We start from the raw sequence: 23,988 nt of genomic DNA on the forward strand, positions 1-23,988 counted from the left end.
TGGTCGCTGTCCGTCGATCCGTCGTCCGCCGTTAACCTTGACCGCGATGGCCGTCGTGACAGACCCCCAGCCCCCCGCCCGGACCGGTGACACACCCTCGCCCGACGGCGGACGCCGTCGCGTGGTGGCGATGGCGATCTGGGGGGCCGCCTTCGTGGCCGCCTGGCTCGCCATCGGCCTGCCCACCGACCCCGCGTACGCCTTCGTCTGGATCTGGGCGGGCACCATCGCCTGGAACTCCGCCCGCCCGTGGCGCAGCCACCTGCGTTTCGCCCGGGACTGGATCCCGGTCGTGCTGCTGCTGGCGGCGTACAACCTCTCCCGAGGGTTCGCCGACAACGGCGCGACGCCGCACGCCATGGAGCTGATCATCGCCGACCGGTTCCTGGTGGGCTGGGCCACCGGCGGGGAGGTGCCGACCATCTGGCTCCAGCAGCACCTCTACCGGCCCGAGGTGCACTGGTGGGACGTCCTGGTCAGCTGGATCTACTTCTCGCACTTCGTGGCGACGCTGGCCGCCGCGGCGGTGCTCTGGCTGCGGGACCGTACGCGCTGGGCCGCGTACATGCGCCGCTGGGGCTTCCTCTGCGCCGCCGGACTGGCCACCTACTTCCTCTACCCGGCCGCGCCGCCGTGGTGGGCCGGCCAGAACGGGCTGCTCACCGAGGTCGCCCGGATCTCCACCCGGGGCTGGAAGGAGATCGGCATGCACGGCGCGGGCAATCTGCTCAACGCCGGGCAGATCGCCTCCAACCCGGTGGCCGCGATGCCCTCGCTGCACACCGCGTTCGCCCTCTTCGTGGTGCTCTTCTTCCTGCGCTCGGTGCGCCGGCGCTGGTGGCCGCTGCTGCTCGCGTACCCGCTGGCGATGACCTTCACGTTGATCTACAGCGGCGAGCACTACCTGATCGACGTGCTGGTCGGCTGGGCGTACGTCGGGCTGACCTTCCTGGTGGTCGGGCTGGCCGAGCACTGGTGGGCGGCCCACCGGACCCGGCGCGCCACGACCCCCGCCGAGGCCGCTGTGCCGGCCGTGCCCGCCGGGGCCACCCTCCCCACCGAGGCCGCCCTGCCCGCCGACACCGCCTCGCCGGCACCCACTAACCCCGACACCGACCCGCTGGCGCCCACCGGCCCGGACAGCCCCGCCGCGGTCCCGGCCGACCGCTGACCGCCACCCCGGCGTGCCCGGCGCTTCCGGGGTGCCCGGGCGCGCCCTCGCGCCCCCAAGATCCGCCCTCGTTCACGGAAAGGGTGGCCATCCGGCGCGGGATGGCCACCCTTTCCGTGAATCAGGGCGCTCCGCTTGCGCGCGTCGGGGCGCGCGCTGGTTTCGTGAGTCAGGGTGCGCTGGGTCAGGGGCGGTTGGCGCGGCGGGCGGCCTCGGCCCGGGTCGTCAGCTCGGCCGCCAGCTCCCACGCCTCGGTCAGGTCCCGGTCGAGTGCCGCCGCGCCCGACCCGCCGGCCGTGTCCGCGTGCACGGTGGCCAGCCGCAGCCGCCGCTGCGCCGGGCCCTGGGTCACCCGCACGCTCTGGATCCGGGCGTACGGCACCAGGGTCACCTGCCGGGTGAGCAGCCCGGAGCGGGCCACGAACACGTCCGTGTCGAGGCCGGCGCCGACCGCCGCCCGGCTCAGCGGGCGCAGCCAGCGCGCCCGCCGGGGCGGCGGGGTGGACGGCAACGCGTCCAGCCGTACGCCGGGCAGCACCTCCGCGACGACCAGCGCCCCGGTGCCGGCGTCGCCGACCGGCAGCAGCCGGTCCGGCCGGTTCCGGTCGTCCGGCTCGGCGGCCGAGTAGCCGGCCACCTCCAGCCGCAGCCGCAGCCAGCCCTTCATCCGCCAGAGCAGCGGCCAGGTCACCCCGACGGTCTGCACCCGGTGCAGCGGCACGATCTGCATCCGGGTCTCCAGCAGCCCGTTGCGGACCCGCAGGCGGTCGTCGTCCCGGTCGAGCCGGAAGCCCCAGTCGTCGAGCACCCGGCGGACCGGTTGCAGCAGCACACCGGCCATCGCGGTCAGCGTGCTGGCCACCGCGATGAACGACCAGGAACCCTCGGAGAGGAACTGCGCGACCACGAAGGCCAGGCCGAACGGGAGCAGGAACGCCTGCGGGGTGAGCAGCTGGCTGACCAGCAGGTCCTGGTTGCGTACGGTGTGCAGCCAGTGCCCGGTCGGGGCCGGCGCGGGCGGTGCGCCGGCGGCGGGTGGGGCGGCCTCGGGCGCCCGGCCGGCCACGGCCAGCAACCGCTGCCGCAGCGCGGTGGCCTCGGCCACCCCGAGGTAGGCCAGCGGCGCCTCCGTCTTGCCCCCGCCGACCACCTCCAGCCGCAGCTCGGCCAGCCCGGTGAGCTGCGCCAGCAGCGGCCGGACCACCTCCACGGCCTGCAACCGTTCCAGCGGGATCGCCCGGGTACGCCGCCACAGCAACCCCTCGTGCACCCGCAGCTCCCGGCCCACCACGTGGTAGCCGGTGTTCCACCAACTGATCACCGACAGCACGGTGGCCCCGAGCACGAAGATCGCGACCAGCACGGCGAACCAGCCGAACCCGACGCGGGACAGCGTCGACCAGGAGAGCCCGGCGATCACCACGACCAGCGACTTGGCGCCGTGCAGCGCCGGGCTCAGCGGATGCAGCCGTTGCCGGGGCTCCTCGCCGGCCGGCGGGGCCGGGACCGGGTGACCCGGCCAGCCGGGGCCGGGCGGCGGCCAGCCAGCGGGTCCGACCGGGCCGACCCCGCCGTGCGTCTCCGCCGCGGGATGGCCGGCACCCGGCTGGGCGGGTCCGAGTCCCGGGTGGCCGGCCGGGGCGGGACCGGGATGCCGGTGACCGGGCGGGGGCGGTCCGGGATGGCCGTAGCCAGGCGGAGGCGGCGGTGCCGGATGGTGGCCGGTGGGCGGCGGTCCGGGGTGGCCGTGACCGGGCGGCGGTGACCAGGGCGTGCCGTTGGCGGCCGGGGCGGCCTCACCCGGGGCCGGTGGACCCGGCGGCGGCACGGCGGGTCGGCCCCCGTCGGCGGGCGGTTGTGGCGGCGGGCCGCCGGGCTCGGCGTCGGCCGGGCCGTGGCTCACAGCCCCTCCGCCCGGTCCTCGCCGAGCGCGGTGAGCCGGTCCCGCAGCCGGGACGCCTCCGCCGGCCGGAGGCCGGGCACCCGGGCGTCGCTCGCCGCCGCGGCGGTGTGCAGCTGCACGGTGGCCAGGTGGAACGCGCGCTCCAGCGGACCCGCGGTGACGTCCACGAACTGCATCCGGGAGTACGGGACGATGGACAGCCGCCGGACCAGCAGCCCGTGCCGGACCAGCAGGTCGTTCTCGCGTTCCGCGTACCCCCAGGCGTGCACGGCGCGGACGATGGTGACCGCCCGCCAGGCGGTCAGCAGCACGGCCACCCCCAGCGCGGCGCCGAGGAGCCAGTGCCCGCTGAGCGCCCAGCCGAGGCCCAGCGCCACCAGCGCGACGGCGAACAGCACGCCCAGCCGGATCAGCTCCACCCAGATCAGGTCACGAGAGATCGGCTGCCACCGGACGGTGTCCGGCCAGGGCTCCAGGGGGCCGGGCGGGGCCGGCGGCCGGCCGGCGAGGTCGTCACCGTTCACGGGGTGACCCGCTGCGCTCGTCCGCGCCACCGTGCTCGCTCCGCTCGCTCACGCTTCGAGCGTAGGCGATCCGGGCACGGGGACGACCTCGCGCAGGAAGCCGCGCGCGTCGAGGAAGTCGCCGAGCGACCCGCGGTGCGCGGCGCAGGCCAGCCAGGTCTTGCGCCGGTCGGCGTCGTGCAGGCGGGGATTGTTCCAGCGCAGCTCCCAGACGGCGGGGGCGCGACACCCGCGCGCCGAACAGATCAGCGCCTCGTCGGCGGGAGTGGGAGTGGTCATCGGGGCGAGTCTAGGCTCGCGCGCCGGGAGGTTTAGCGCCGGGCGGCCACGGGGGGAGCCGCCCGGCGACGGGGTGAATCGTACACACGCCGGACCCCTTGTTGTCCACCCGTGTTCAGCGTTTTCCGCGCGTGGGGACGGCGCGGCAAAAACTGTCCCTCTCCCGGCCTCGGCTCCCAGGAAGGCATGACAGTCTTGATACGCACCACACCGCGACGACGACCAAGCTGTGGAGGACCGGTGGCCCAGCCGACCACGCCCGACGCCCCGACCCCGACCGAGGCCGTGCCGGAGGCGCCGGCCCCGTCCGCCACCACCCCGGCTCAGGACGCCGGCCTGCTGGAGCGGGCGTTGTTCGAGATCAAGCGGGTGATCGTCGGCCAGGACCGGATGGTCGAGCGGATGTTCGTCGCGCTGCTCGCCCGGGGTCACTGCCTGCTGGAGGGGGTGCCCGGGGTCGCCAAGACCCTGGCCGTGGAGACCCTGGCCAAGGTGGTCGGCGGCTCGTTCGCCCGGGTGCAGTTCACCCCGGACCTGGTCCCGGCGGACATCATGGGCACCCGGATCTACCGGCAGTCCAGCGAGAAGTTCGACGTCGAGCTGGGGCCGGTCTTCGTGAACTTCCTGCTCGCCGACGAGATCAACCGGGCCCCCGCCAAGGTGCAGTCGGCGCTGCTGGAGGTGATGAGCGAGCGGCAGGTCTCCATCGGCGGGGAGACCCACCGGGTGCCCGACCCGTTCCTGGTGATGGCCACCCAGAACCCGATCGAGCAGGAGGGTGTCTACCCGCTGCCGGAGGCGCAGCGGGACCGCTTCCTGATGAAGATCATGGTTGGCTATCCGACCGACGCCGAGGAACGGGAGATCGTCTACCGGATGGGGGTCGCCCCGCCCGAGCCGGCCCGGGTCTTCGACACCGCCGACCTGATCGCCCTCCAGCACAAGGCCGACCAGGTCTTCGTGCACAACGCGCTGGTCGACTACGCGGTCCGGCTGGTGCTCGCCACCCGGGCCCCGGCCGAGCACGGCATGCCCGACGTCGCGCAGCTCATCCAGTACGGGGCCAGCCCGCGCGCCTCGCTCGGCCTGGTCCGGGCCACCCGCGCGCTGGCCCTGCTGCGCGGCCGGGACTACGCGCTGCCGCAGGACGTGCAGGACATCGCCCCGGACATCCTGCGGCACCGGCTGGTGCTGAGCTACGACGCGCTCGCCGACGACGTACCGGCCGACCACATCGTGCACCGGGTGATGTCGACCATTCCGCTGCCGGCGGTCGCGCCCCGGCAGCAGGCCACGCCGCCGCCACCGGCCGTGCCCAACGCCGCCGGCTGGCCCGGGCAGCGGCCGTGACCTCAGCCACCCGACCGCCGGCCGGCGGGGACCGCTCCGGCGCCGTGCTGTCCCGGTTGCAGCTGCTGGTCACCCGCAAGCTCGACGGGCTGCTCCAGGGTGACTACGCCGGGCTGCTGCCCGGGCCGGGCAGCGAGGCGGGGGAGTCCCGCGAGTACCGCCCCGGCGACGACGTACGCCGGATGGACTGGCCGGTCACCGCGCGGACCACGATGCCGCACGTCCGGCGTACGGTCGCCGACCGCGAGCTGGAGACCTGGCTGGCGGTGGACCTGTCGGCGAGCCTGGACTTCGGCACCGGGCGGTGGCTCAAGCGGGACCTGGTGGTGGCCGCGGCGGCGGCCCTGGTCCACCTGACCGTCCGGGGCGGCAACCGGATCGGCGCGGTCGTCGGCACCGGCGGGCCGATGCCGGAGCGGTCCGGCCGGTGGCGGGGCGCGCCGCCGGCCGCCGGGCCGGGCACCCTGGTCCGGCTGCCCGCCCGGGCCGGGCGCAAGGAGGCGCAGGGCCTGCTGCGGGCCATCGCCGGCACCGAGATCCGCCCGGGGCGCAGCGATCTCGGCGCGCTGGTGGACATGCTGAACCGGCCGCCCCGCCGGCGCGGCGTGGCCGTGGTGATCTCCGACTTCCTCGCACCGCCGCAGCAGTGGGGCCGGCCGATCCGTAAGCTGCGGGTCAGGCACGACGTGCTGGCGATCGAGGTGGTCGACCCGCGCGAGCTGGAGCTGCCGGACGTGGGCGTGCTGCCGGTGGTCGACCCGGAGACGGGGGAGCTGCACGAGGTGCAGACCGCCGACCCGGGCCTGCGCCGCCGGTACGCCGACGCGGCGGCCGCCCAGCGTGCGGCGGTGGCCGCCGAGTTGCGCGCCGCCGGCGCGGCCCACCTGCGGCTGCGTACCGACCGAGACTGGCTGCTGGACATGGTGCGTTTCGTGGCCGCGCAGCGGCACGCCCGTACCCGAGGGACGACGCGATGATCCGTTTTCTGCAACCGTGGTGGCTGCTGGCCGTGCTGCCGGTGCTCGCCCTGGCCGCCGCGTACGTCTGGCGGCAGCTGCACCGCCGGGCGTACGCGATGCGGTTCACCAACGTGGACCTGCTGCGGACCCTCGCCCCGAAGGGGCTGGGCTGGCGGCGGCACGCGGCGGCCACCGTGTTCCTGCTCTGCCTGCTGGTGCTGGCCACCGCGCTGGCCCGCCCGGCGGTGGACACCAAGGAGCCGCTGGAACGGGCCACCGTGATGCTCGCCATCGATGTGTCGCTGTCCATGCAGGCCGACGACGTCGCGCCGAACCGGCTGGAGGCCGCCCAGGAGGCGGCGAAGCAGTTCGTCGGGGAGCTGCCGGAGAGCTACAACCTCGGGCTGGTCTCGTTCGCCAAGTCGGCGAACGTGCTGGTGCCACCGACGAAGGACCGCGCGGCGGTGACCACCGCGATCGACGGGCTGGTGCTGGCCGAGGCGACGGCCACCGGTGAGGCCGTCTTCACCTGCCTGGAGGCGATCCGCTCGGTGCCCGCCGACGGCGCGGCCGGGATCCCGCCGGCCCGGATCGTGCTCCTCTCCGACGGCTACCGGACGGCCGGCCGGTCGGTGGAGGAGGCGGCCGCGGCGGCCCAGGCGGCGAACGTGCCGGTCTCCACCATCGCGTTCGGCACCGACTCGGGCCAGGTCGACATCGGCGGTCAGCTCCAGCGGGTGCCGGTGGACCGGATGGCGCTGTCCCAGCTCGCGGAGACCACCCAGGGCTACTTCTACGAGGCGGCCTCGGTGAGCGAGCTGAAGCGGGTCTACCAGGACATGGGCAGCTCGATCGGGTTCCGGACCGAGCCGCGGGAGATCACCCAGTGGTACGCGGGGATCGCGTTGCTGTTCGCGCTCTGCGCGGGTGCGCTGAGCCTGCTCTGGTCGTCCCGCCTGATCTGAGGCGGGACGGCCGGGCCGGGCGGTGCGCGGGTACGGCCGGCGCGGTCAGTGACCGCCGCCGGCCAGGACGAAGAGGACGGCCACCCAGACGGCGGCGAGGGTGAAGCCCAGCGGGGCGACGTAACGGCTCATGGGACTGCTCCGTGGCGACGGGACGGTCCGGGCGGCGCGGGGCCGGACCGCAGGGTGGATCAGGACGTACGCACACGAAGTCGTGACCGGGGTGCCCCACCGCCGGAACCGTTCGAGCCGCGCAGGACGGCCGCCCCGGCCGGTGGCCGAGGAGACGGGCGGTGCGGAGGGGCGGAAGCTGGGTCAGCTCTGCCGACTGAGTCGCGGCTCAGCGGGGCTGACGGTCGGCCCGGCCACGACTGGGAGGATCGCTATCTCGCACAGCGATCACCTCCTGCGGTCGGCGGGGTCCGAACGGCGGGGCGCTCTGCGGCCCGCAAACGGGGATCATCGTACACCCGTCGGGGCGCGCGGGCGTACTCGGCCGAGTGGCCCGTGCGCCCCGTCCGAGCGGGTCAACCGCCGGGTCGGTGACCTGCCGAACCTGGCCATCCGGTGCGCGCCGCGGCAGCGCCGGGCCGAGCGCCGGCGGGGGTGAGCTGCCCCACCCCGCCGAGGCCTCCGGCGGCGCCGCCGGCCGGCAACCGGCGCCGCCGTCGTTGCAGTGCTGCCAGGACGGCCGCGAAGACCGGCAGCCAGCAGAGTCGGGCCACCACCCAGGCCAGGTCCCGCGGCGCGGTGTGCAGGCCGGGCAGGGGGCCGACGTGGGCGGCCAGCGCGGTCACCCCGACCAGCACCGGTTGGTGGCCGAGATAGACGCCCATCGCGTGCCGGTTGACCGTCGCCACCGCCCGCCGGGGCCCCGCCCGGTCCAGCAGCCGCTCGACGGCCGGGCGGGCGAACAGGGCCAGCCCCACCTGTGTCACGGCCAGGGCCACCGCGACGAGGGAGGGCGGACTGAGGTTGGACATCGCCGCGCCGGGGACGCCGACCGCGCTGGTCGGGTAGCCCAGGGCGAACAGCGCGGCCAGCGCCACCGTGCCGGTGCCGGCGAGCACGGCCCCGGACCGCCGGCCGGTCAGCCGGCCGTCGGCGTGCGCGAGGCCGAGCAGCCAGGGCATCGACCAGGCGGCCAGCAGCGCGACCGGCAGTCTCCCGGGCAGGGCCGGCTGCCCGCGTCCCGCCAGGTCGGCCACCGCGACCAGGGCCACCGCCGGGGCCGCGCAGCGCAGCGGTCCCCACCGACGTACGGCGGCGCGCAGCGGGACGATCAGCGCGGACAGGGCGACCAGCGGGAGCAGGAACCACAGTGGGCTCGTCACCAGCAGCAGCGCCACGGACAGGGTGGCGTCCGGGGTGCCCGCCACGATCGCGGTGAGCAGCACGACGGCCCCGACGCCGAGCAGCGCGAGCGTCGGCCGGGCCAGCCGACCCAGCCGGCGGGCCCACCAGCGCAGCGCGCCCGCCGGGGCGGCGGACAGCGAGCGGGCGGCGGCGTACCCGGAGACGAAGAAGAACAGCCCCAGGGTCTGCAGCAGCCAGGTGAGCGGTGCCAACTGCGGCAGGGCGGCCAGCGGGCTTGCCACGTGCAGCGTGCCGTCGGCGTCCAGCACCAGCGCGGTGACCAGCCAGTGCCCGAGCACGACGCCGCTGATCGCGTACGCCCGCAGCGCGTCGACCACCCCGTCCCGGCCCACCCGGCCGCCGTGGTGCGCGACCGCGCGGCGTCGGCCGCTCACCGGGTCACCTCGCGGGTGGGGTCCGCGTCCAGCACCACCGCCGCGACCGCCGCCGCCGTGGCGCTCCCGGCCACCAGGTAGTCGTCGTGGCCGGTCACCCCGGTCACCGGCAGGGGCCGCGCGTTGAAGGCCGGGTCGCCGGGGCGGCGGCCATGGCCGAGCCCGAGAAGGCGCACCTCGGGCACCCGCCGGATCCAGTCCGCCGGCGCCTCCGCCGCCCACACCCGTACCCGGCCCAGGTCGCCGGCCCGGTCCACGCCAAGGCCGATCCCACCGAGGGACACGACGTCGGTGACCTGTGCCGGGGCGCCCCGCGCGGCGAACCCGACGACCAGCGCGCCGTAGCTGTGCCCGACCAGGGTGATCCGCGCGTCCGGGCGCCGGACGGCCAGCTCGCGCAGCTCGGCGCGGAGCGCGGTCCCCCCGCGCCGGGCAGCGGCCGCTCCCGCTGCGGACGGCACCGTGTCCGGCGGGTCGTAGCCGAGCCAGGCGAGCACCGCGACCCGCGCGGAAGGAGTGGTTTCGTGCACCGCCCGGTACAGCTCGGCGGCCTGCCGGGCGGGCGCGCGACGGGCCACCCCGCCCAGCCCGCGGTCGAAGTCGCGCAGCGTGCTCCCGACGCCGGGCACCAGCACGGCGATCCGGTCGGCGGTGGCCAGGTCTCCGAGGACCTCCACGGCGAGACCGTCACCGCGCGGCTCGAAGGCCAGGAACTGCCGGCCGGCCGCGGCCCACCCGTCGTACGGCGGGCCGGCCGCGCGCAGCCGGGCGGCCGTCGCCGGGTACGCCTCGAGGTACGCCGCCGGCGCCACCTTGCCGGGCCCGCCCGGGACCAGCAGGCCGAACCCGAGCAGCGCGGCCAGCGCCGCCCGGGCGGGTCGTGTCCAATGCATCGTCGTGCTCCCTTCCGCGTGGTGCTCAGGCGGAAGGGTGCGGTGCGGACGGCCCGGAGATCGTCACCCTGCGGGTTGGTTCTCGGGGTGCTACCCGAGGGCTACTCCCCGGCGGCCACCAGACCTGTCTCGTACGCGATGACCACGGCCTGGGCGCGGTCGCGGAGCTGGAGCTTGGCCAGGATCCGCCCGACGTGGGTCTTGACCGTCTGCTCGGCGACCACCAGGTCGGCGGCGATCTCCGCGTTGGAGCGGCCCCGGGCGATCAGCCGCAGCACGTCCGTCTCGCGCGGGGTGAGCGCGGCCAGGTCGGTGGGGCGGGGCCGGCGCGGACCGGGCCGGGCGGCGAACTCGGCGATCAGCCGGCGGGTCACGGCCGGGGCGAGCAGCGCGTCGCCGGCCGCCACCACCCGGACCGCGTGCACGAGGTCGGCGGCGGGCGCGTCCTTGAGCAGGAAGCCGCTCGCACCGGCGCGCAGCGCCTCGTACACGTAGTCGTCCAGGTCGAAGGTGGTCAGGATGAGCACCCGGGGGCGGTCGGTCCGGCGGTCGCCGAGCAGTTGCCGGGTCGCGGCGAGTCCGTCCAGCACCGGCATCCGCACGTCCATCAGCACCACGTCGGGGTCGAGCCGGCGGGACGCCTCGACCGCCGCCGCGCCGTCCGCGGCGTCCCCGACCACGAGCAGGTCCGGCTGGGCGGCCAGCAGCGCGCCGAAGCCCTGCCGGACCATCGCCTGGTCGTCCGCAATCAGCACCCGGATCATCGGTCCCCGTCCTCCCCGTCGCACGGCAACTCCGCGACGATGGCGTACCCGCCGTCGCCGGTCGGCCCGGCGGCGAACGTACCGCTTAGCGCCCGGGCCCGTTCCCGCATCCCGGTCAGCCCGTGGCCGGCGCCGCGCTCGACCGCCCTCGGGCCCTCGGGGCCGGCGGTGTTCTCGACCCGTACCGACAGGGCGCGGGGACCGGGACGGACGGTGACCCGCACCGCGGCGCCCGCGGCGTGCCGGGCGGCATTGGCCAGCCCCTCCTGCACGATCCGGTACGCGGCCAGCCCGACCGGCGCCGGCGTGTCCCCGGCCGGAGCGGGCGCGTCCAGGGTGACCGTGAGGCCGGCCCGGCGCGCGGCCTCCACCATGGCCGGCAGGTCGGCCAGGCCGGGCTGGGGCGCGGTCTGCGGGCCGGCCGACTCGCTGCGCAGGACGCCCAGCAGGCGACGCATGTCGGTCAGCGCCTCCCGGGCCGACCCGGCGACGGCGGCGAACTCGGCCCGGGCCGGCTCCGGCAGGTCGCCGAGGCGGTACGGCGCGGTCTCCGCCTGGACGGCGATCATCGACATGTGGTGGGCCACCACGTCGTGCAGTTCGCGGGCGATGCGTGTGCGCTCCTCCAGCACCGCGCGGCGCTCCTTCTCCCGCTCGCTGAGTTCGGTCTGCGCGGCCAGGGCCCGGCGGCTGGAGCGGTTGCCGCGGACCAGGTCACCGAGCACCAGCAGGGCCAGCACCAGCACCACGACGCCGACCCGGTGGCTGGGTCTGATCAGGGCGACGACCGGCACCAGGGTGATCAGGCCCACCCAGACCAGCACGGGCCGGTCCACCCGGACCGCCGCCACCACGAGCACCAGCAACGACCCGAGCACCAGCACGGGATTCCACGGCCAGGCCTCGCCGGGCGGCGCGTTGAACGTGCAGGTGACCAGGGCCACGATGGTGAGCCGCCAGGCCAGCAGCGGGCGCCGGGGCAGCGCGAGCAGTGGCGCGACGGTCAGCCCCGCGAACAGGATCGCCACCACGCCGGGCAGACGCCGGTCGGTCTCCGCGGCCAGCGTGGCGGCGAACAGGCCCAGCACCGCGAGCACGCCGACGGGTCGCGCGTACCGGGCCAGCCGGGGCCAGCGCTCCAGCGGCGGCCGGGCGGGCGGGAAGTCCGGCCCGGACACGGTCCGGCGCAGCGCCTGCCACCAGGTCCGGACAGGGTGTTCCTCCATCAGCGGCAGCGTACGGGCCGACCCGGTCACCGTCGTCCCACCTGGGGGTGAGCCGTCGTGTCGTACCCCGGTGTGACCTGGGCGCGTTAGCGCTTACCTGCCGGTAACCCCTAGGCTCCGAGCGATTGAGAGATCAGCTGAGCAGAGGGGGAACCGTGGCCCGTACCGTGCTGGTGACCGGCGGGAACCGGGGCATCGGCCTGGCCATCGCGCAGGCCTTCGCCAAGCAGGGCGACCGGGTGGCGGTGACCCACCGCAGCGGCGACGCGCCGGCGGGACTGTTCGGCGTGAAGTGTGACGTGACCGACGCCGAGTCGGTGGACGCCGCGTTCGCCACGATCGAGGCGGAGCTCGGCCCGGTCGAGGTGCTGGTCGCCAACGCCGGCATCACCGACGACACGCTCCTCATGCGGATGTCCGAGGAGCAGTTCACCCGGGTGCTCGACACCAACCTGACCGGCGCGTTCCGCTGCGCCAAGCGGGCCTCGACCAAGATGCTGCGGGCCAGGTGGGGCCGGATGATCTTCATCTCCTCGGTGGTGGGCCTCTACGGCGGCGTCGGCCAGGTCAACTACGCGGCCAGCAAGGCCGGCCTGGTCGGGGTGGCCCGCTCGATCACCCGCGAGCTGGGCAGCCGCAACATCACCGCGAACGTGGTGGCGCCCGGCTTCATCGAGACCGACATGACCGCCGCGCTGCCCGAGGAGCGCCAGACCGAATATCGCAAGGCCATCCCGGCCGGCCGGTTCGCCCAGCCGGAGGAGGTCGCCGGCGTGGTCACCTGGCTCGCCTCGGACGCGGCCGGGTACATCTCCGGCGCGGTCATCCCGGTCGACGGCGGCCTCGGCATGGGCCACTGAGAAAGTACGGAGGAAACAACGCAATGTCCGGACTCCTGGCCGGTAAGCGGCTGCTGGTCACCGGCGTCATCACCGACGCCTCGATCGCCTTCTCGGTGGCGAAGCTCGCCCAGGAGAACGGCGCCCAGGTCGTGCTCACCGGCTACGGCCGGCTCTCCCTGGTCGAGCGGATCGCCAAGCGGCTGCCCGAGCCGGCCCCGGTGATCGAGCTGGACGTGACCAACGCCGAGCACCTGGCCGGTCTCGCCGACAAGGTCCGCGAGCACGTCGACGGGCTGGACGGGGTGGTGCACTCGATCGGCTTCGCCCCGCAGAGCTGCCTCGGCGGCGGCTTCCTCGACGCGCCGTGGGAGGACGTGGCGACCGCGCTGCAGGTCTCCACGTACTCGTACAAGTCGCTGGCCATGGCGGCGCTGCCGCTGATGTCCGCAGGCGGGGCGGTGGTCGGCCTCACCTTCGACGCCACCAAGGCCTGGCCGGTCTACGACTGGATGGGCGTGGCGAAGGCCGGGCTGGAGTCCGCCTCCCGCTACCTGGCGTTGCACCTGGGCAAGCAGGGCATCCGCAGCAACCTGGTCGCCGCCGGCCCGCTGCGCACCATCGCCGCCAAGTCGATCCCCGGCTTCGAGCAGTTCGAGGACGCCTGGGCCGAGCGGGCCCCGCTCGGCTGGAACCTCACCGACCAGGAGCCCGCCGCCCGGGCCTGCCTCGCGCTGCTCTCCGACTGGTTCCCGGCCACCACCGGCGAGATCGTCCACGTCGACGGCGGCTACCACGCGATCGGCGCCTGAGACCGGCCCGAAACCGGGCCGTCCCGGGGTGGTCGCCGGGCCGTCACGGCCGTCGGGGGAGAATGGGACCATGGCGTACGACGCGTTGGTGCTGGTCTCCTTCGGCGGCCCGGAGCGGCCCGAGGACGTGCTGCCGTTCCTGCAGAACGTGACCCGGGGCCGGGGTGTGCCGCCGGAGCGGCTCGCCGAGGTCGCCGAGCACTACCAGCGGTTCGGCGGGGTGTCCCCGATCAACCAGCAGTGCCGGGACCTGCTCGCGGCGATCCGCGAGGACTTCGCCGCCAACGGCCTCGACCTGCCGGTCTACTGGGGCAACCGGAACTGGGACCCGATGCTCGCCGACACCGTGGCGCAGATGCGCGACGACGGGATCCAGCGTGCCCTCGCCTTCGTCACCAGCGCGTACGGCGGCTACTCCTCCTGCCGGCAGTACCAGGAGGACATCGCCGCGGCCCGGGCCGCGGTCGGTCCGGACGCCCCGCTGATCGAGAAGCTGCGCCAGTTCTGGGACCACCCCGGCTTCGTCGAGCCGCACGCCGACGGGGTGCGGTCGGCGTTGGCGCAGCTCGACCCGGCCAGGCGGGACACCACCCGGCTGGTGTTCACCGCGCACTCGATCCCGGTCTCCGCGGCCGCCACCGCCGGCCCGCACGGCGGCCGGTACACCGCCCAGCTCGAGGAGACCGCCCGGCTGGTGCACGCCGCGGCCGCCCCGGACCTGCCGTACGACCTGGTCTGGCAGAGCCGGTCCGGCCCGCCGCAGGTGCCGTGGCTGGAGCCCGACATCAACGACCACCTGGCCGTCCTCGCCGAGCAGGGCGTGACCGGCGTGGTGGTGAGCCCGATCGGGTTCGTCTCCGACCACCTCGAGGTGGTGTGGGACCTCGACACCGAGGCGCTGGAGACGGCCAAGCAGCTCGGCCTGGACTTCGTCCGGGCCGGCACCCCGGGCACCGACCCCCGCTTCGTGGCGATGGTCCGCGAGCTGGTCCTGGAACGTACCGCCCCGGACGGCGAGGGGCTGCGCCGCCGTCTCGGCGAGCTGCCCACCTGGGACACCTGCCCGGCGCTGTGCTGCGTGCCTCCCACCCGCCGGCCCTCAGTCTGACCGACCTCCGAGACCCCTGGGACGACACATGCATGACCGCAAGCCGGTGCAGAGCTGGCTCACCGACATGGACGGCGTGCTGGTGCACGAGGGACAGCCGGTCCCCGGCGCACCCGAGTTCATCAAGAAGCTGCGCGCCTCCGGCAAGCCCTTCCTGGTGCTGACCAACAACTCCATCTACACGCCGCGCGACCTCCAGGCCCGACTGGCCCGGATGGGGCTGGACGTGCCGGAGGAGGCGATCTGGTCGTCCGCGCTGGCCACCGCCAAGTTCCTGGACGACCAGCGGCCGGGCGGCACGGCGTACGTGATCGGCGAGGCCGGGCTCACCACCGCCCTGCACGCGGTCGGGTACGTGCTCAGCGACTTCGCGCCCGACTACGTGGTCCTGGGGGAGACCCGGACCTACAGCTTCGAGGCGATCACCAAGGCGATCCGGCTGATCAACGACGGGGCGCGGTTCATCTGCACCAACCCGGACGCGACCGGCCCGTCGGTGGAGGGCGCGCTGCCCGCCGCCGGCTCGGTCGCCGCGATGATCTCCAAGGCGACCGGGATCGAGCCGTACTTCGTCGGCAAGCCCAACCCGATGATGATGCGCTCGGCGTTGAACACCATCGACGCCCACTCGGAGAGCACCGCGATGATCGGCGACCGGATGGACACCGACATCCTCTGCGGCCTGGAGGCGGGGCTGGAGACGATCCTGGTGCTCACCGGGATCAGCAGCCGGGCCGAGGCGGAGCGCTACCCGTACCGGCCGTCGCGGATCGTCGACTCCGTCGCCGACCTGATCGACGACATCTGAGCCGCCGGCCCGGTCAGGGGCGCAGCGGGGCGTTGCAGGCGGCCACCAGGGCCTGCCGGCAGGCGGTGGTGAGCGGCCGCAGCGCCGCGTCCCGCTGCTGCGCCTCGTAGGTGTTCACCGCCCCGCCCGGGGCACTCTCCCCGGCCAGGGCGAGCACCCGGTCCAGCACGGCCGCGCGGGCGAAGAGCCGGCGGGCCCGCGGGTCGAAGCCGGGCGGCAGGTCGGTGGCCCCGTCGGGGCGGCGCAGCGCCGCGAGGGCCCCGGCCAGCTCGGGCCGCCACTGGGCCACGTCGAGCCGGGTGAGCGCGGCCGTCGACTCGGCGAGCGCGGCGGCCAGCTCGGCCTCCGCCTCGGCCGCGCCGGGGGCGGCCAGGGACGCCTTCGGCGCGTCGACCGGCAGCGGGTGGACCCGCCAGAGGACAGTCTCCCAGGTCATCCCCGAGCCCGACGTGTGGGTGCGGACCTCCGGGACGAGGCCGAGCCCGGCGGCCACCACCGCCTCCCCGGCGAGCAGCGCCGCGCCGGCGAACTCGCCCGGGCCGGGCAGGCCGCGCGGGTCGCCGGGCGCGGGCAGCACCAGGCGGATCTCGTCCGGCGAGAGCTTGGCCAGGCTGGGCAGCGCCTCCCGCAGGGTGACGTCGGTCCAGGTGCCGGGGGCGTCCGCGACCAGGTGCTCCTCGTCGCCGGCGATCTCGTCGGCGACCTCGTCGAAGGGCACCAGGCCGGCGCGCCAGGCACGTACCCAGGCAACGAACCGGCTCGACCGGCGCGGAGCCAGTGTGGCCGCGCCCGCTGCGGGGAGGGACATGCCGAAAAGGGTACGTGCTCGCCGCCGCCCCTGTCTCGGCTGCCGCCCCGGCGGCGTGACCTGCCCCCAACTACCCCCTTCGCCCCTTTCTGTGCCGGCGGCGGGCGCGGTGGTCGGCGCGTCGCCGGGCGACGCGCCGGGCCGGTGGCTAGCGTGATCGACATGGCGGGGCGATACGACGGGGACGTGCTGGCGGGCGACTGGCGGCGGCGGAAGGTCACCCCCGAGGTGGACGCCGAACCGGACCTCGTCGTCGAGGACGCCGAGTCCGGGTTCTGCGGCGCGGTGGTGGGCTTCGAGGCCGGCGCGGTGGTGCTGGAGGACCGGCATGGCCGGCGGCGCAACTTTCCGCTGCTGCCCGCCGCGTTCCTGCTCGACGGCCAGCCGGTCACCCTGCGCCGGCCGGCGCGCGCCCCGGTGCCCGCCGCGCGGCGCCGCACCGCCTCCGGCTCGATCGCGGTCGACAACGTCCGGGCGCAGGTGGCCAAGGCCAGCCGGATCTGGGTGGAGGGCGTGCACGACGCCGCGCTCGTCGAGCGGATCTGGGGCGACGACCTGCGGATCGAGGGCGTCGTGGTGGAACCCCTGGACGGCATCGACGCCCTCGCCGCCGAGGTACGCGCCTTCGCGCCCGGCCCGGGCCGCCGGCTCGGCGTACTCGTCGACCACCTCGTGCCGGGCTCCAAGGAGAGCCGGATCGTGGCGCAGGTGACCTCGCCGCACGTGCTGGTCACCGGCCACCCGTACGTGGACGTGTGGCAGGCGGTGAAGCCGAAGGCGCTGGGCATCCCGGCCTGGCCGGTGGTGCCGCCCGGGCGGCCGTGGAAGGAGGGGGTCTGCGCGGCCCTCGGGGTGGCCGAGCCGGCCGACATGTGGCGGCACATCCTGTCCCGGGTGGACAGCTTCGCCGACGTCGAGACGCCGCTGATCAACGCCATGGAGCGGTTGATCGACTTCGTCACCGAGCCTTTGTAGTCGGTGGTTGCGCTTCAGGGCCGGGGCGACCGTGCCCGGCTCCGGACGGTCAGGCTTGATCCCTCCGCCGGGCACGGTCGCCGCACCCCTGTCTGTCCTCTTGGCCCCGCCCGGCGATCTCGCGGTCAGGGTTCCTGGTCGGGGGTTCTCGTGAAGACGAAAGTGGCGATGTCCAGGGCCACCGGGTGGCCGGAGGCGTCGCGGATGACGGTGAGGATCTCGCCGTCCTGCGAGCCGGAGCGGCCCCGCCAACGGTCCGGGGCCTCCGGGGTGAACCGGAGCACCGGCCGGCCGGCCGTGCCGGCGAGCAGGTCACCGGCGGGATCGATGCGGAACTCGTACTCCTGGCCCATCCACCACCAGCGGCCGGTCAGCTCGGCCAGTTCGGCGGGCGGCGGCTCGGCCTGACGCCACGGGGCGGGCGGGGCCGGCTCGGCGTCGAGCACGAGGGTGAGCACCTCGCGGGCCAGGGCCACGACGTGGTGCCCGCGGCTGAGGCCGTACGAGTTGGCGAAGTCGACCACGGCGGTGCGGCTGGGCCGGTGCACGGCGAGGCCGGCGACGTAGCCGGGCATCGAGCCGCCGTGCCCCACGTACACCCGCTCGCCGACCCGGTAGAGCTCCACGCCGAGGCCGTGCCCGCCGGTCCAGGAGTCGAGGTCGCTGATCACCACCGGCGCGCACATCTCGGTGAGGGTGGCCGGGGCGAGCACCTGCGGGTCCGGATCGGCGAGGAACGCCGCCCAGCGGCTCAGGTCGGCCACGGTGGACCAGAGCTGGCCGGCCGGCGCCATCGCCCCGGTGTCCGTACGGGGTTCCTCGCGCAGGGTCTCGTGCCAGGGGTGCACCACGTAGCCGCGGGCGTACGGCTCGGTCGGGTGGTACGTGGTCCGGCGCATGCCCAACGGTTCGAGGAGCCGCTCGCGCAGCAGTTCCGCCCAGGGGGTGCCGGTGATCCGTTCCAGCACCCCGCCGAGCAGCCCGTACGCCAGGTTGGAGTAGTGGTAGACGTGGTGCGGCGGGTGGGCGACCTTCTCCGGCGTCAGCCCGGCCAGCAGGGTGGCCAGGTCGGCGCCCTCGGTCCGCTCCCACCAGTCCCCGTCCGGCTCGCGTTGCAGGCCGCTGGCGTGCCCGAGCAGCTGCCGTACGGTGAGCGCGCCGACGGGGGTGCCGGGCAGATGCTTGTCCAGCGGGTCGTCGAGGGCCAGCCGGCCGGCGTCGCGCTCCTGCATCACCAGTACGGCGGTCAGGGTCTTGCTGATCGAGCCGATCCGGTACTGCAGGTCGGCGTCGGGGCGGGGCTGCTCGCCTGCGAGGGCGACATGTGCCAGGTCGCCGTCCCGGACCACCCCGAGGGCGAGCGAGGGGCCGCGCCCCTCCGCTTGGGCCCGGGCAACCAGCAGGTCCACCTGTCGGGCGGTCTCGGGCAGCAGGGCCATGGCGTCCTCCTCGGTGGTCGTCGGCGCGGTGCCGAGCTTAGGTGATCATTTCGGGTCGGTGCGGCGTGCGTCGGCGTGTCACGATTCAAGGGTGGACGCCGTGTTCTGGATCGTGCTGGGTGTGCTGCTGGCGGTCGCCGAGATCTTCACGACGACGCTGTTCCTGATCATGTTCGCGGCCGGGGCGTTCGCCGCCGCCGGTGCCGCAGCGCTCGGCGCCCCGGTTGCGCTCCAGGCGCTGGTCTTCGCGGTGGTCTCCGCGCTGTCGGTGGCCCTGGTCCGGCCGGTCATCAAGCGGCACGCCATGCCGGCCCTGGCGAGCGGCGACCAGCCGTTCGGGATCGAGGCGATCGAGGGGTCCAGCGCGGTGGTGCTGGAGCCGGTGGACGCCGAGCGGGGCCTCATCAAGATCGACGGTGAGCTGTGGACGGCCCGGTCGTACGACGCGACGCGGAGTTACGCCGCCGGTGAGCGGGTGCAGGTGATAAAGGTCCGGGGCGCCACCGCCCTGGTCTGGCAGGACGAGATTTCCAGCCCGGGCGGACTGCCCGAAGCGAAAAGGTGAACGGTATGGAGTTTGCAGCGGTCCTGTTGATCGCCGTCGCGGTGATCGTGGTGGTGACGCTCGTCAAGGCGGTGCGGATCGTGCCGCAGCAGCGGCAGGACGTGGTGGAACGGCTGGGCAAGTACAAGCGCACCCTGAACCCGGGGCTCAACCTGCTGGTGCCCTACATCGACGCGGTGCGTACCAAGGTCGACATGCGGGAGCAGGTGGTCAGCTTCCCGCCGCAGCCGGTGATCACCTCGGACAACCTGGTCGTCTCGATCGACACGGTGCTCTACTTCAAGGTGGTCGACTCGGTCCGCGCCACCTACGAGATCTCCAACTTCCTCCAGGCCATCGAGCAGCTCACCGTCACCACGCTGCGCAACGTGATCGGCTCGCTGGACCTGGAGCGGGCGCTGACCAGCCGCGAGGAGATCAACCGGCACCTCTCCGGGGTGCTGGACGAGACCACCGGCCGGTGGGGGATCAAGGTCACCCGGGTCGAGATCAAGGCGATCGAGCCGCCGCCGAGCATTCGCGACTCGATGGAGAAGCAGATGCGCGCCGAGCGGGACCGCCGCGCCGCGATCCTCAACGCCGAAGGTCTCAAGCAGTCGCAGATCCTCACCGCCGAGGGCGAGAAGCAGGCCGCCGTGCTGCGGGCCGACGGTGACCGGCAGGCCCGGATCCTCCAAGCCGAGGGCCAGGCCAAGGCGATCCGTACCGTTTTCGACGCGATCCACCAGGCCAACCCGAGCCAGAAGGTGCTCGCCTACCAGTACCTCCAGGCGCTGCCGCAGATCGCCAACGGGTCGGCGAACAAGGTCTGGATCGTGCCGGCCGAGCTGACCAAGGCGCTGGAGGGCATGGGCGGCGCGCTGGGCGGGCTGGCCGGCATGGTCGGCGACGTGCCCTCGCCGGAGGCCAGCCGGGGCGCCGGCGAGGTGGAGCGGGAGGCCGCCGAGGCCGCCCAGGCCGCCGCCAGCGCCGCGCAGGAGATCCACGACGAGGTACGCGTCGCGGAGGCGCAGGCCACCGGCGGCACCGGCCCGCAGGGGCTGCCGGCCCCCGAGCCGGTCTCCCCGGAGAGCCTGCTGAACGACCCCGCGGACCACCGCGAACGGGGCTGAGTGCACCGCCGTCCGACCCCGGACGGCAAATGCGAGAAAGCCTCATGCGGCGCCCCGGCGCCTGCCACGATCGGTCTGAGGACGGGTGGTGAGCAGGACCGGGGCGCCGCGTGCGTCCCGCACCGCCCGCGGGCGGAGCGAGGTGAGGCATGAAGGATCCGGCGAACCGGCTGTTCTCCAAGGAACTGTTCTCCGCGGAATCGGTCCCCGGGGCGCACGACCCCGCCGGGCCGCTCGGCACCCGGCGTACCGGGGGCGGGTTCGGTGTGCTGCCGTTCGTCTCGGAGCCGGGACCGGGCGCCCCCGCCACCAACGCGAGCTGGGCCTGGTCGGTACGCCGGTTCGCCCGTGCGGCGGTCTGGCTGCTGCCCGCGTACGCGATCCTCTACGGCCTGGTGGCGATGGCCAGCGACGGCGGGGTGGGCAACGACCCATACCCGGCCGACGGCCAGCCGCTCTACCTGGTGGGCTGGGTGGCTGCGGTCTGGCTCGGGCTGCTCGCGCTGCTGGCGCTCACCGGCCTGCTCGCCGCCACCCGGTGCCGGCGGATCGCGGTGGCCGGGCTGCTGGCGAGCATCGGGGGCACCGTGCTGATGCTGCCCTTCGCGGGGCTGGCCGAGCAGACGCCCGTCTTCGGCGTCACCGCGCGCAGCATCGTCCTGTTCGGGGCCACCTGCTACAGCGTGGGCTGGTTCCTGACCGGGTGGTCGGTGGCCCGGTCCGGGCTGTTCTCGTACGGGGACGGCGTCATGCTGATGATCGCCGCCCCGCTGCTCGGCCTGGGCGGCGCGCTGATCGGCTCGCTGCAGACCTTCGGGGCGATCTTCGCGCTGGTCGCCGGCATCGGCATCGGGCACCGCTCCGGTCGCCTGGTCCCCGCCGCCATCGCCCGGGACGCGGTGGCCGCCAGCGTCGCGGCCGCCCCCGCCCCGCCGCCGAACGGACCCCTGCCGAGCTGACCCGCTCCCGCTCCGGCCGCCGCCGGCTCTTCGGGCGGCTGGTCTCTGGGCGACCGGCTCCGACGCGGCACCTGCCACCGGTTGGCCGGGCCTGTCGGCGCGTCTGGTGCTCACCCTGAGTGCATGGCTAGCGTCGACGAGTGCCGTCACTCGGTGTAACGGCCCGAATCAATGCCGCTCTGGCGGGCGCCGCCGGCCCAGGTCTGTGAGCAGCGAAGATCCGAGCCGCCGGCGAAACCCGAGACACCTCGTCGCCGCCTTTGCTCTGCAGCCATATAAGCAGCATGTGTCCCTGCGTTACTGCTGCGTCCGTGGCTGCAGAGCAAAGGCGGGTGCAGGGTGTCGGTCGGGCGGCAGCTGATGTCACCCAGGGTGACCGCGCTGGGTCCGATCGGGGTGTTTCGAGACGAGACCGGACGCCGGGGTCAGGACCGGGCTGCGGCCCCTGCACAGCCCGGCGGGCGGCGTAGCTGAGAGGTCACCGTGAGGTAACTGACAGTTGGCTGGCGAAGTGGTCGGTTGGCGGCATTCGCGGTAATCCTGGGGTGCATGCCGTCACCCCGGACGCCGCTGTCGCGGCTCTTCACCGTGCTGCTCGCCGGCGTCCTCGCCGGGCTCGTCCTCGCGGTCGCCGCGCTCCCCGGCAACCTGCTCGGCGGGTACGTCGCCAAGGCGGCCCTGGGCGCGTACGCGGAGCTGCCCGACGCGCTGCGCACCCCCGCGCAGCCGCAGCGCTCCTACCTCTACGCCAACGACGGCAAGACCCTGATCACCACGTTCTACGACGTCAACCGCACCGACGTGCCACTCGCCGAGATCGCGCCGGTGATGCGGCAGGCGATCGTCGCGGCGGAGGACCGCCGCTTCTACCAGCACGGCGGCGCCGACCTGCGGGGCATCGCCCGGGCGCTGGTCGCCAACGTCAAGGGCGGCGGCACCGAGCAGGGCGGCTCCACGCTGACCATGCAGTACGTCCGCAACGTGCTCAAGACCGACCCCACCCGCACCGCCGAGGAGCGGCAGGCGGCCACCGAGCAGACCGTCGGGCGCAAGCTCCAGGAGATCCGGTACGCGGGCGCCCTGGAGAAGACCCTCAGCAAGGACGAGATCCTCAACCGCTACCTCAACATCGCCTACTTCGGCTCCGGCGCGTACGGCGTCGCCGCGGCCAGCCAGCGCTACTTCGGCAAGGCGCCCGGCGACCTGACCCTCGGGGAGGCGGCGCTGCTCGCCGGCCTGGTCCAGTCGCCCGACGAGTACAGCCCGATCGACGGGGACAAGGACAAGGCCCTCGCCCGCCGGGCGTACGTGCTCGACTCGATGGCCGAGACCGGGGCGATCACCGCCCAGCAGGCCGCCACGGCCAAGGCGGAGAAGCTGACCCTGCACCCGACCGCCCAGCCCAACGGCTGCACCGCGGTCGCCCAGGGGCACGACGACTGGGGCTTCTTCTGCGACTACCTGCGCCAGTGGTGGCTCAGCCAGCCCGCCTTCGGCAACACCGTCAAGGAGCGCGAGCAGGCGCTGCGCCGGGGCGGCTACACCGTGGTCACCACCCTCGACCCGAAGATCCAGCAGACCGCGCAGGAGCAGGCCACCAAGGTCTACGGGTACGACAACAAGCGCGCCCTGCCGATCGCCGCGGTCGAGCCGGGCACCGGCCGGGTGCTCGCCATGGCGGTGAACCGGCACTACAGCCTGGCCGACAACCCGGCCGGGCAGGCCAACCACCCGAACACCGTCAACCCGCTGATCTCCGGCGGCGACAGCGTCGCCGGCTACCAGGCCGGCTCGACCTTCAAGCTGTTCACCATGCTCGCGGCGCTGGAGGCCGGCAAGCCGCTCTCCACCGGTTTCGACGCCCCGGAGAAGCTGCCCACCCGCTACGCCTCCGACGCCGAGGGCAACTGCGACGGCAAGTGGTGCCCGGCCAACGCCAACCCCGAGTGGATGGACGGCTACCGGATGATGTGGGACGGCTTCGGCCGCTCCGTGAACACCTACTTCGTCTGGCTGGCCGAGCAGGTCGGCGAGGACAAGGTGGTGGAGATGGCGCAGCGGCTCGGCATCACCTTCCGGGCCGGCGCCGACGCCGACTTCGCCAAGAACGACGCCGAGAACTGGGGCGCCTTCACCCTCGGCGTGGCCGCCACCACCCCGCTCGACCTGGCCAACGCGTACGCGACCGTGGCCGCCGAGGGGACGTACTGCTCCCCGCTGCCGGTGGTCTCGGTGACCGCGGCCAACGGCGACAAGGTGGCCGTCGGCCAGCCCTCCTGCAAGAAGGTGCTGGACACCGACGTGGCCCGAGCCGCCACCGACGCGGCCCGCTGCCCGGTCGGCCAGCAGTCGGCGTACGGGCAGTGCAACGGCGGCACGGCCACCTCGGTGGACCGGATCGTCGGCCGGCCGGTCGCCGGCAAGACCGGTAGCTCCGAGCAGAACGCCACCGAGACCTTCGTCGGCTTCACCCCGCAGGTGGCCGTCGCCGGCATCGCGGCCAACCCCGACGACTCGACCGACCTGGTCGGCTCGGCGGTGCAGGCCCGGGTGATCGACGCGGTCGCCCGGACGATCCGCACCGCGGTGAACGGCAAGCCGGTGAAGGACTTCACCGCGCCGAGCCGGGAACTGGCCGGCGACCCGCAGCGGCCCCAGCCGCAGCCGACCCCGCAGCCCCAGCGGCAGCAGCGGCAGCAGGACCAGAACCTCCCGGGCGACATCCTGCGCTGGCTCCAGGGCCGCGGCCGCGGCTGACGGTACGTCCCGGCCGGCCGT

The 23,988-nt window shown here is 74.6% G+C and carries 22 protein-coding genes; 13 read left to right on the forward strand and 9 right to left on the reverse strand.

Features of this window, described 5'->3' with window-relative positions; genetic code table 11:
- Nucleotides 1-46 precede the first annotated feature (46 nt).
- On the forward strand, nt 47-1,171 hold the full coding sequence (locus ACGFI9_RS18570) for a phosphatase PAP2 family protein (protein WP_393179210.1): 1,125 nt from the start codon (nt 47-49) through the stop codon (nt 1,169-1,171).
- A 184-nt stretch (nt 1,172-1,355) separates the two neighbouring features.
- Here ACGFI9_RS18570 and ACGFI9_RS18575 read toward each other — a convergent pair whose 3' ends face one another.
- From ACGFI9_RS18575 to ACGFI9_RS18585, 3 genes are all read right to left on the reverse strand, one after another.
- On the reverse strand, nt 1,356-2,999 hold the full coding sequence (locus ACGFI9_RS18575; RefSeq protein ID WP_393179383.1) for a PH domain-containing protein: 1,644 nt from the start codon (nt 2,997-2,999) through the stop codon (nt 1,356-1,358).
- Nucleotides 3,000-3,070: 71 nt separating this feature from the next.
- Nucleotides 3,071-3,598: a PH domain-containing protein gene (locus tag ACGFI9_RS18580; RefSeq protein WP_393179211.1), complete on the reverse strand. Its 528-nt coding sequence runs from the start codon at nt 3,596-3,598 to the stop codon at nt 3,071-3,073.
- 48 nt (nt 3,599-3,646) lie between these two features.
- Complete coding sequence (locus tag ACGFI9_RS18585; protein ID WP_393179212.1) at nt 3,647-3,877, reverse strand: hypothetical protein; 231 nt, start codon at nt 3,875-3,877, stop codon at nt 3,647-3,649.
- A 240-nt stretch (nt 3,878-4,117) separates the two neighbouring features.
- On the opposite strand from ACGFI9_RS18585, the gene ACGFI9_RS18590 reads away from it, so the two are divergent.
- Genes ACGFI9_RS18590 through ACGFI9_RS18600 form a run of 3 tightly spaced genes read left to right on the forward strand, consistent with a single transcriptional unit; the run spans nt 4,118 to nt 7,151 of the window.
- The gene (locus ACGFI9_RS18590) at nt 4,118-5,227 is read left to right on the forward strand and encodes an AAA family ATPase (protein ID WP_393179213.1); all 1,110 of its coding nucleotides are present in this window, start codon (nt 4,118-4,120) and stop codon (nt 5,225-5,227) included.
- Entirely contained in the window at nt 5,206-6,204 is a 999-nt protein-coding gene (locus ACGFI9_RS18595; protein WP_393179385.1) for a DUF58 domain-containing protein, read from the forward strand. The genes ACGFI9_RS18590 and ACGFI9_RS18595 overlap by 22 nt, the downstream gene beginning before the upstream one ends.
- Nucleotides 6,201-7,151: a VWA domain-containing protein gene (locus tag ACGFI9_RS18600; protein WP_393179214.1), complete on the forward strand. Its 951-nt coding sequence runs from the start codon at nt 6,201-6,203 to the stop codon at nt 7,149-7,151. Before ACGFI9_RS18595 ends, ACGFI9_RS18600 begins: the two co-directional genes overlap by 4 nt.
- A gap of 527 nt (nt 7,152-7,678) precedes the next feature.
- On the opposite strand, the gene ACGFI9_RS18605 is transcribed toward ACGFI9_RS18600, so the two are convergent.
- The 4 genes from ACGFI9_RS18605 to ACGFI9_RS18620 all read right to left on the reverse strand — a co-directional run bounded on the left by ACGFI9_RS18605 (nt 7,679) and on the right by ACGFI9_RS18620 (nt 11,785).
- Nucleotides 7,679-8,902, reverse strand: a complete 1,224-nt coding sequence (locus tag ACGFI9_RS18605; RefSeq protein ID WP_393179215.1) for an acyltransferase — start codon at nt 8,900-8,902, stop codon at nt 7,679-7,681.
- On the reverse strand, nt 8,899-9,795 hold the full coding sequence (locus ACGFI9_RS18610) for an alpha/beta hydrolase (protein ID WP_393179216.1): 897 nt from the start codon (nt 9,793-9,795) through the stop codon (nt 8,899-8,901). Before ACGFI9_RS18610 ends, ACGFI9_RS18605 begins: the two co-directional genes overlap by 4 nt.
- A gap of 101 nt (nt 9,796-9,896) precedes the next feature.
- On the reverse strand, nt 9,897-10,559 hold the full coding sequence (locus tag ACGFI9_RS18615; protein WP_393179217.1) for a response regulator: 663 nt from the start codon (nt 10,557-10,559) through the stop codon (nt 9,897-9,899).
- Complete coding sequence (locus tag ACGFI9_RS18620) at nt 10,556-11,785, reverse strand: sensor histidine kinase (protein WP_393179218.1); 1,230 nt, start codon at nt 11,783-11,785, stop codon at nt 10,556-10,558. The genes ACGFI9_RS18615 and ACGFI9_RS18620 overlap by 4 nt, the downstream gene beginning before the upstream one ends.
- A gap of 155 nt (nt 11,786-11,940) precedes the next feature.
- On the opposite strand from ACGFI9_RS18620, the gene fabG reads away from it, so the two are divergent.
- The 4 genes from fabG (at nt 11,941) to ACGFI9_RS18640 (ending at nt 15,352) form a co-directional block, all read left to right on the forward strand.
- A complete protein-coding gene (gene fabG / locus ACGFI9_RS18625; RefSeq protein WP_393179219.1) occupies nt 11,941-12,645 on the forward strand; it encodes a 3-oxoacyl-ACP reductase FabG in 705 nt (234 codons plus the stop codon).
- 23 nt (nt 12,646-12,668) lie between these two features.
- Nucleotides 12,669-13,436, forward strand: coding sequence for an enoyl-ACP reductase FabI (gene fabI / locus ACGFI9_RS18630; RefSeq protein WP_393179220.1), 768 nt, complete (start codon nt 12,669-12,671; stop codon nt 13,434-13,436).
- A 70-nt stretch (nt 13,437-13,506) separates the two neighbouring features.
- Nucleotides 13,507-14,544, forward strand: a complete 1,038-nt coding sequence (locus ACGFI9_RS18635; RefSeq protein WP_393179221.1) for a ferrochelatase — start codon at nt 13,507-13,509, stop codon at nt 14,542-14,544.
- A 28-nt stretch (nt 14,545-14,572) separates the two neighbouring features.
- On the forward strand, nt 14,573-15,352 hold the full coding sequence (locus tag ACGFI9_RS18640) for an HAD-IIA family hydrolase (RefSeq protein ID WP_393179222.1): 780 nt from the start codon (nt 14,573-14,575) through the stop codon (nt 15,350-15,352).
- A gap of 13 nt (nt 15,353-15,365) precedes the next feature.
- Here the strand turns inward: ACGFI9_RS18640 and ACGFI9_RS18645 are convergent, their stop codons facing one another.
- Nucleotides 15,366-16,160, reverse strand: a complete 795-nt coding sequence (locus ACGFI9_RS18645; RefSeq protein ID WP_393179223.1) for a hypothetical protein — start codon at nt 16,158-16,160, stop codon at nt 15,366-15,368.
- A gap of 162 nt (nt 16,161-16,322) precedes the next feature.
- Here ACGFI9_RS18645 and ACGFI9_RS18650 point away from each other — a divergent pair, with 162 nt between their 5' ends.
- Nucleotides 16,323-17,135 (forward strand): DUF3097 domain-containing protein, encoded by an 813-nt coding sequence (locus ACGFI9_RS18650; RefSeq protein WP_393179224.1) that lies wholly within the window; start codon nt 16,323-16,325, stop codon nt 17,133-17,135.
- Between the two features lie 125 nt (nt 17,136-17,260).
- On the opposite strand, the gene ACGFI9_RS18655 is transcribed toward ACGFI9_RS18650, so the two are convergent.
- Nucleotides 17,261-18,574, reverse strand: coding sequence for a serine hydrolase domain-containing protein (locus tag ACGFI9_RS18655; RefSeq protein WP_393179225.1), 1,314 nt, complete (start codon nt 18,572-18,574; stop codon nt 17,261-17,263).
- Between the two features lie 91 nt (nt 18,575-18,665).
- Here ACGFI9_RS18655 and ACGFI9_RS18660 point away from each other — a divergent pair, with 91 nt between their 5' ends.
- From ACGFI9_RS18660 to ACGFI9_RS18675, 4 genes are all read left to right on the forward strand, one after another.
- Complete coding sequence (locus ACGFI9_RS18660) at nt 18,666-19,139, forward strand: NfeD family protein (protein ID WP_393179226.1); 474 nt, start codon at nt 18,666-18,668, stop codon at nt 19,137-19,139.
- A 5-nt stretch (nt 19,140-19,144) separates the two neighbouring features.
- On the forward strand, nt 19,145-20,251 hold the full coding sequence (locus tag ACGFI9_RS18665) for an SPFH domain-containing protein (protein ID WP_393179227.1): 1,107 nt from the start codon (nt 19,145-19,147) through the stop codon (nt 20,249-20,251).
- Between the two features lie 149 nt (nt 20,252-20,400).
- Nucleotides 20,401-21,210 carry a hypothetical protein gene (locus ACGFI9_RS18670; RefSeq protein ID WP_393179228.1) on the forward strand — a complete coding sequence of 270 codons (810 nt, stop codon included), beginning with the start codon at nt 20,401-20,403 and terminating at the stop codon, nt 21,208-21,210.
- A 549-nt stretch (nt 21,211-21,759) separates the two neighbouring features.
- The gene (locus ACGFI9_RS18675) at nt 21,760-23,967 is read left to right on the forward strand and encodes a transglycosylase domain-containing protein (RefSeq protein ID WP_393179229.1); all 2,208 of its coding nucleotides are present in this window, start codon (nt 21,760-21,762) and stop codon (nt 23,965-23,967) included.
- Nucleotides 23,968-23,988 lie beyond the last annotated feature (21 nt).

The organism is Micromonospora sp. NPDC048930 (assembly GCF_043197935.1).
In the GTDB taxonomy this organism is placed as follows: Bacteria; Actinomycetota; Actinomycetes; order Mycobacteriales; family Micromonosporaceae; genus Micromonospora.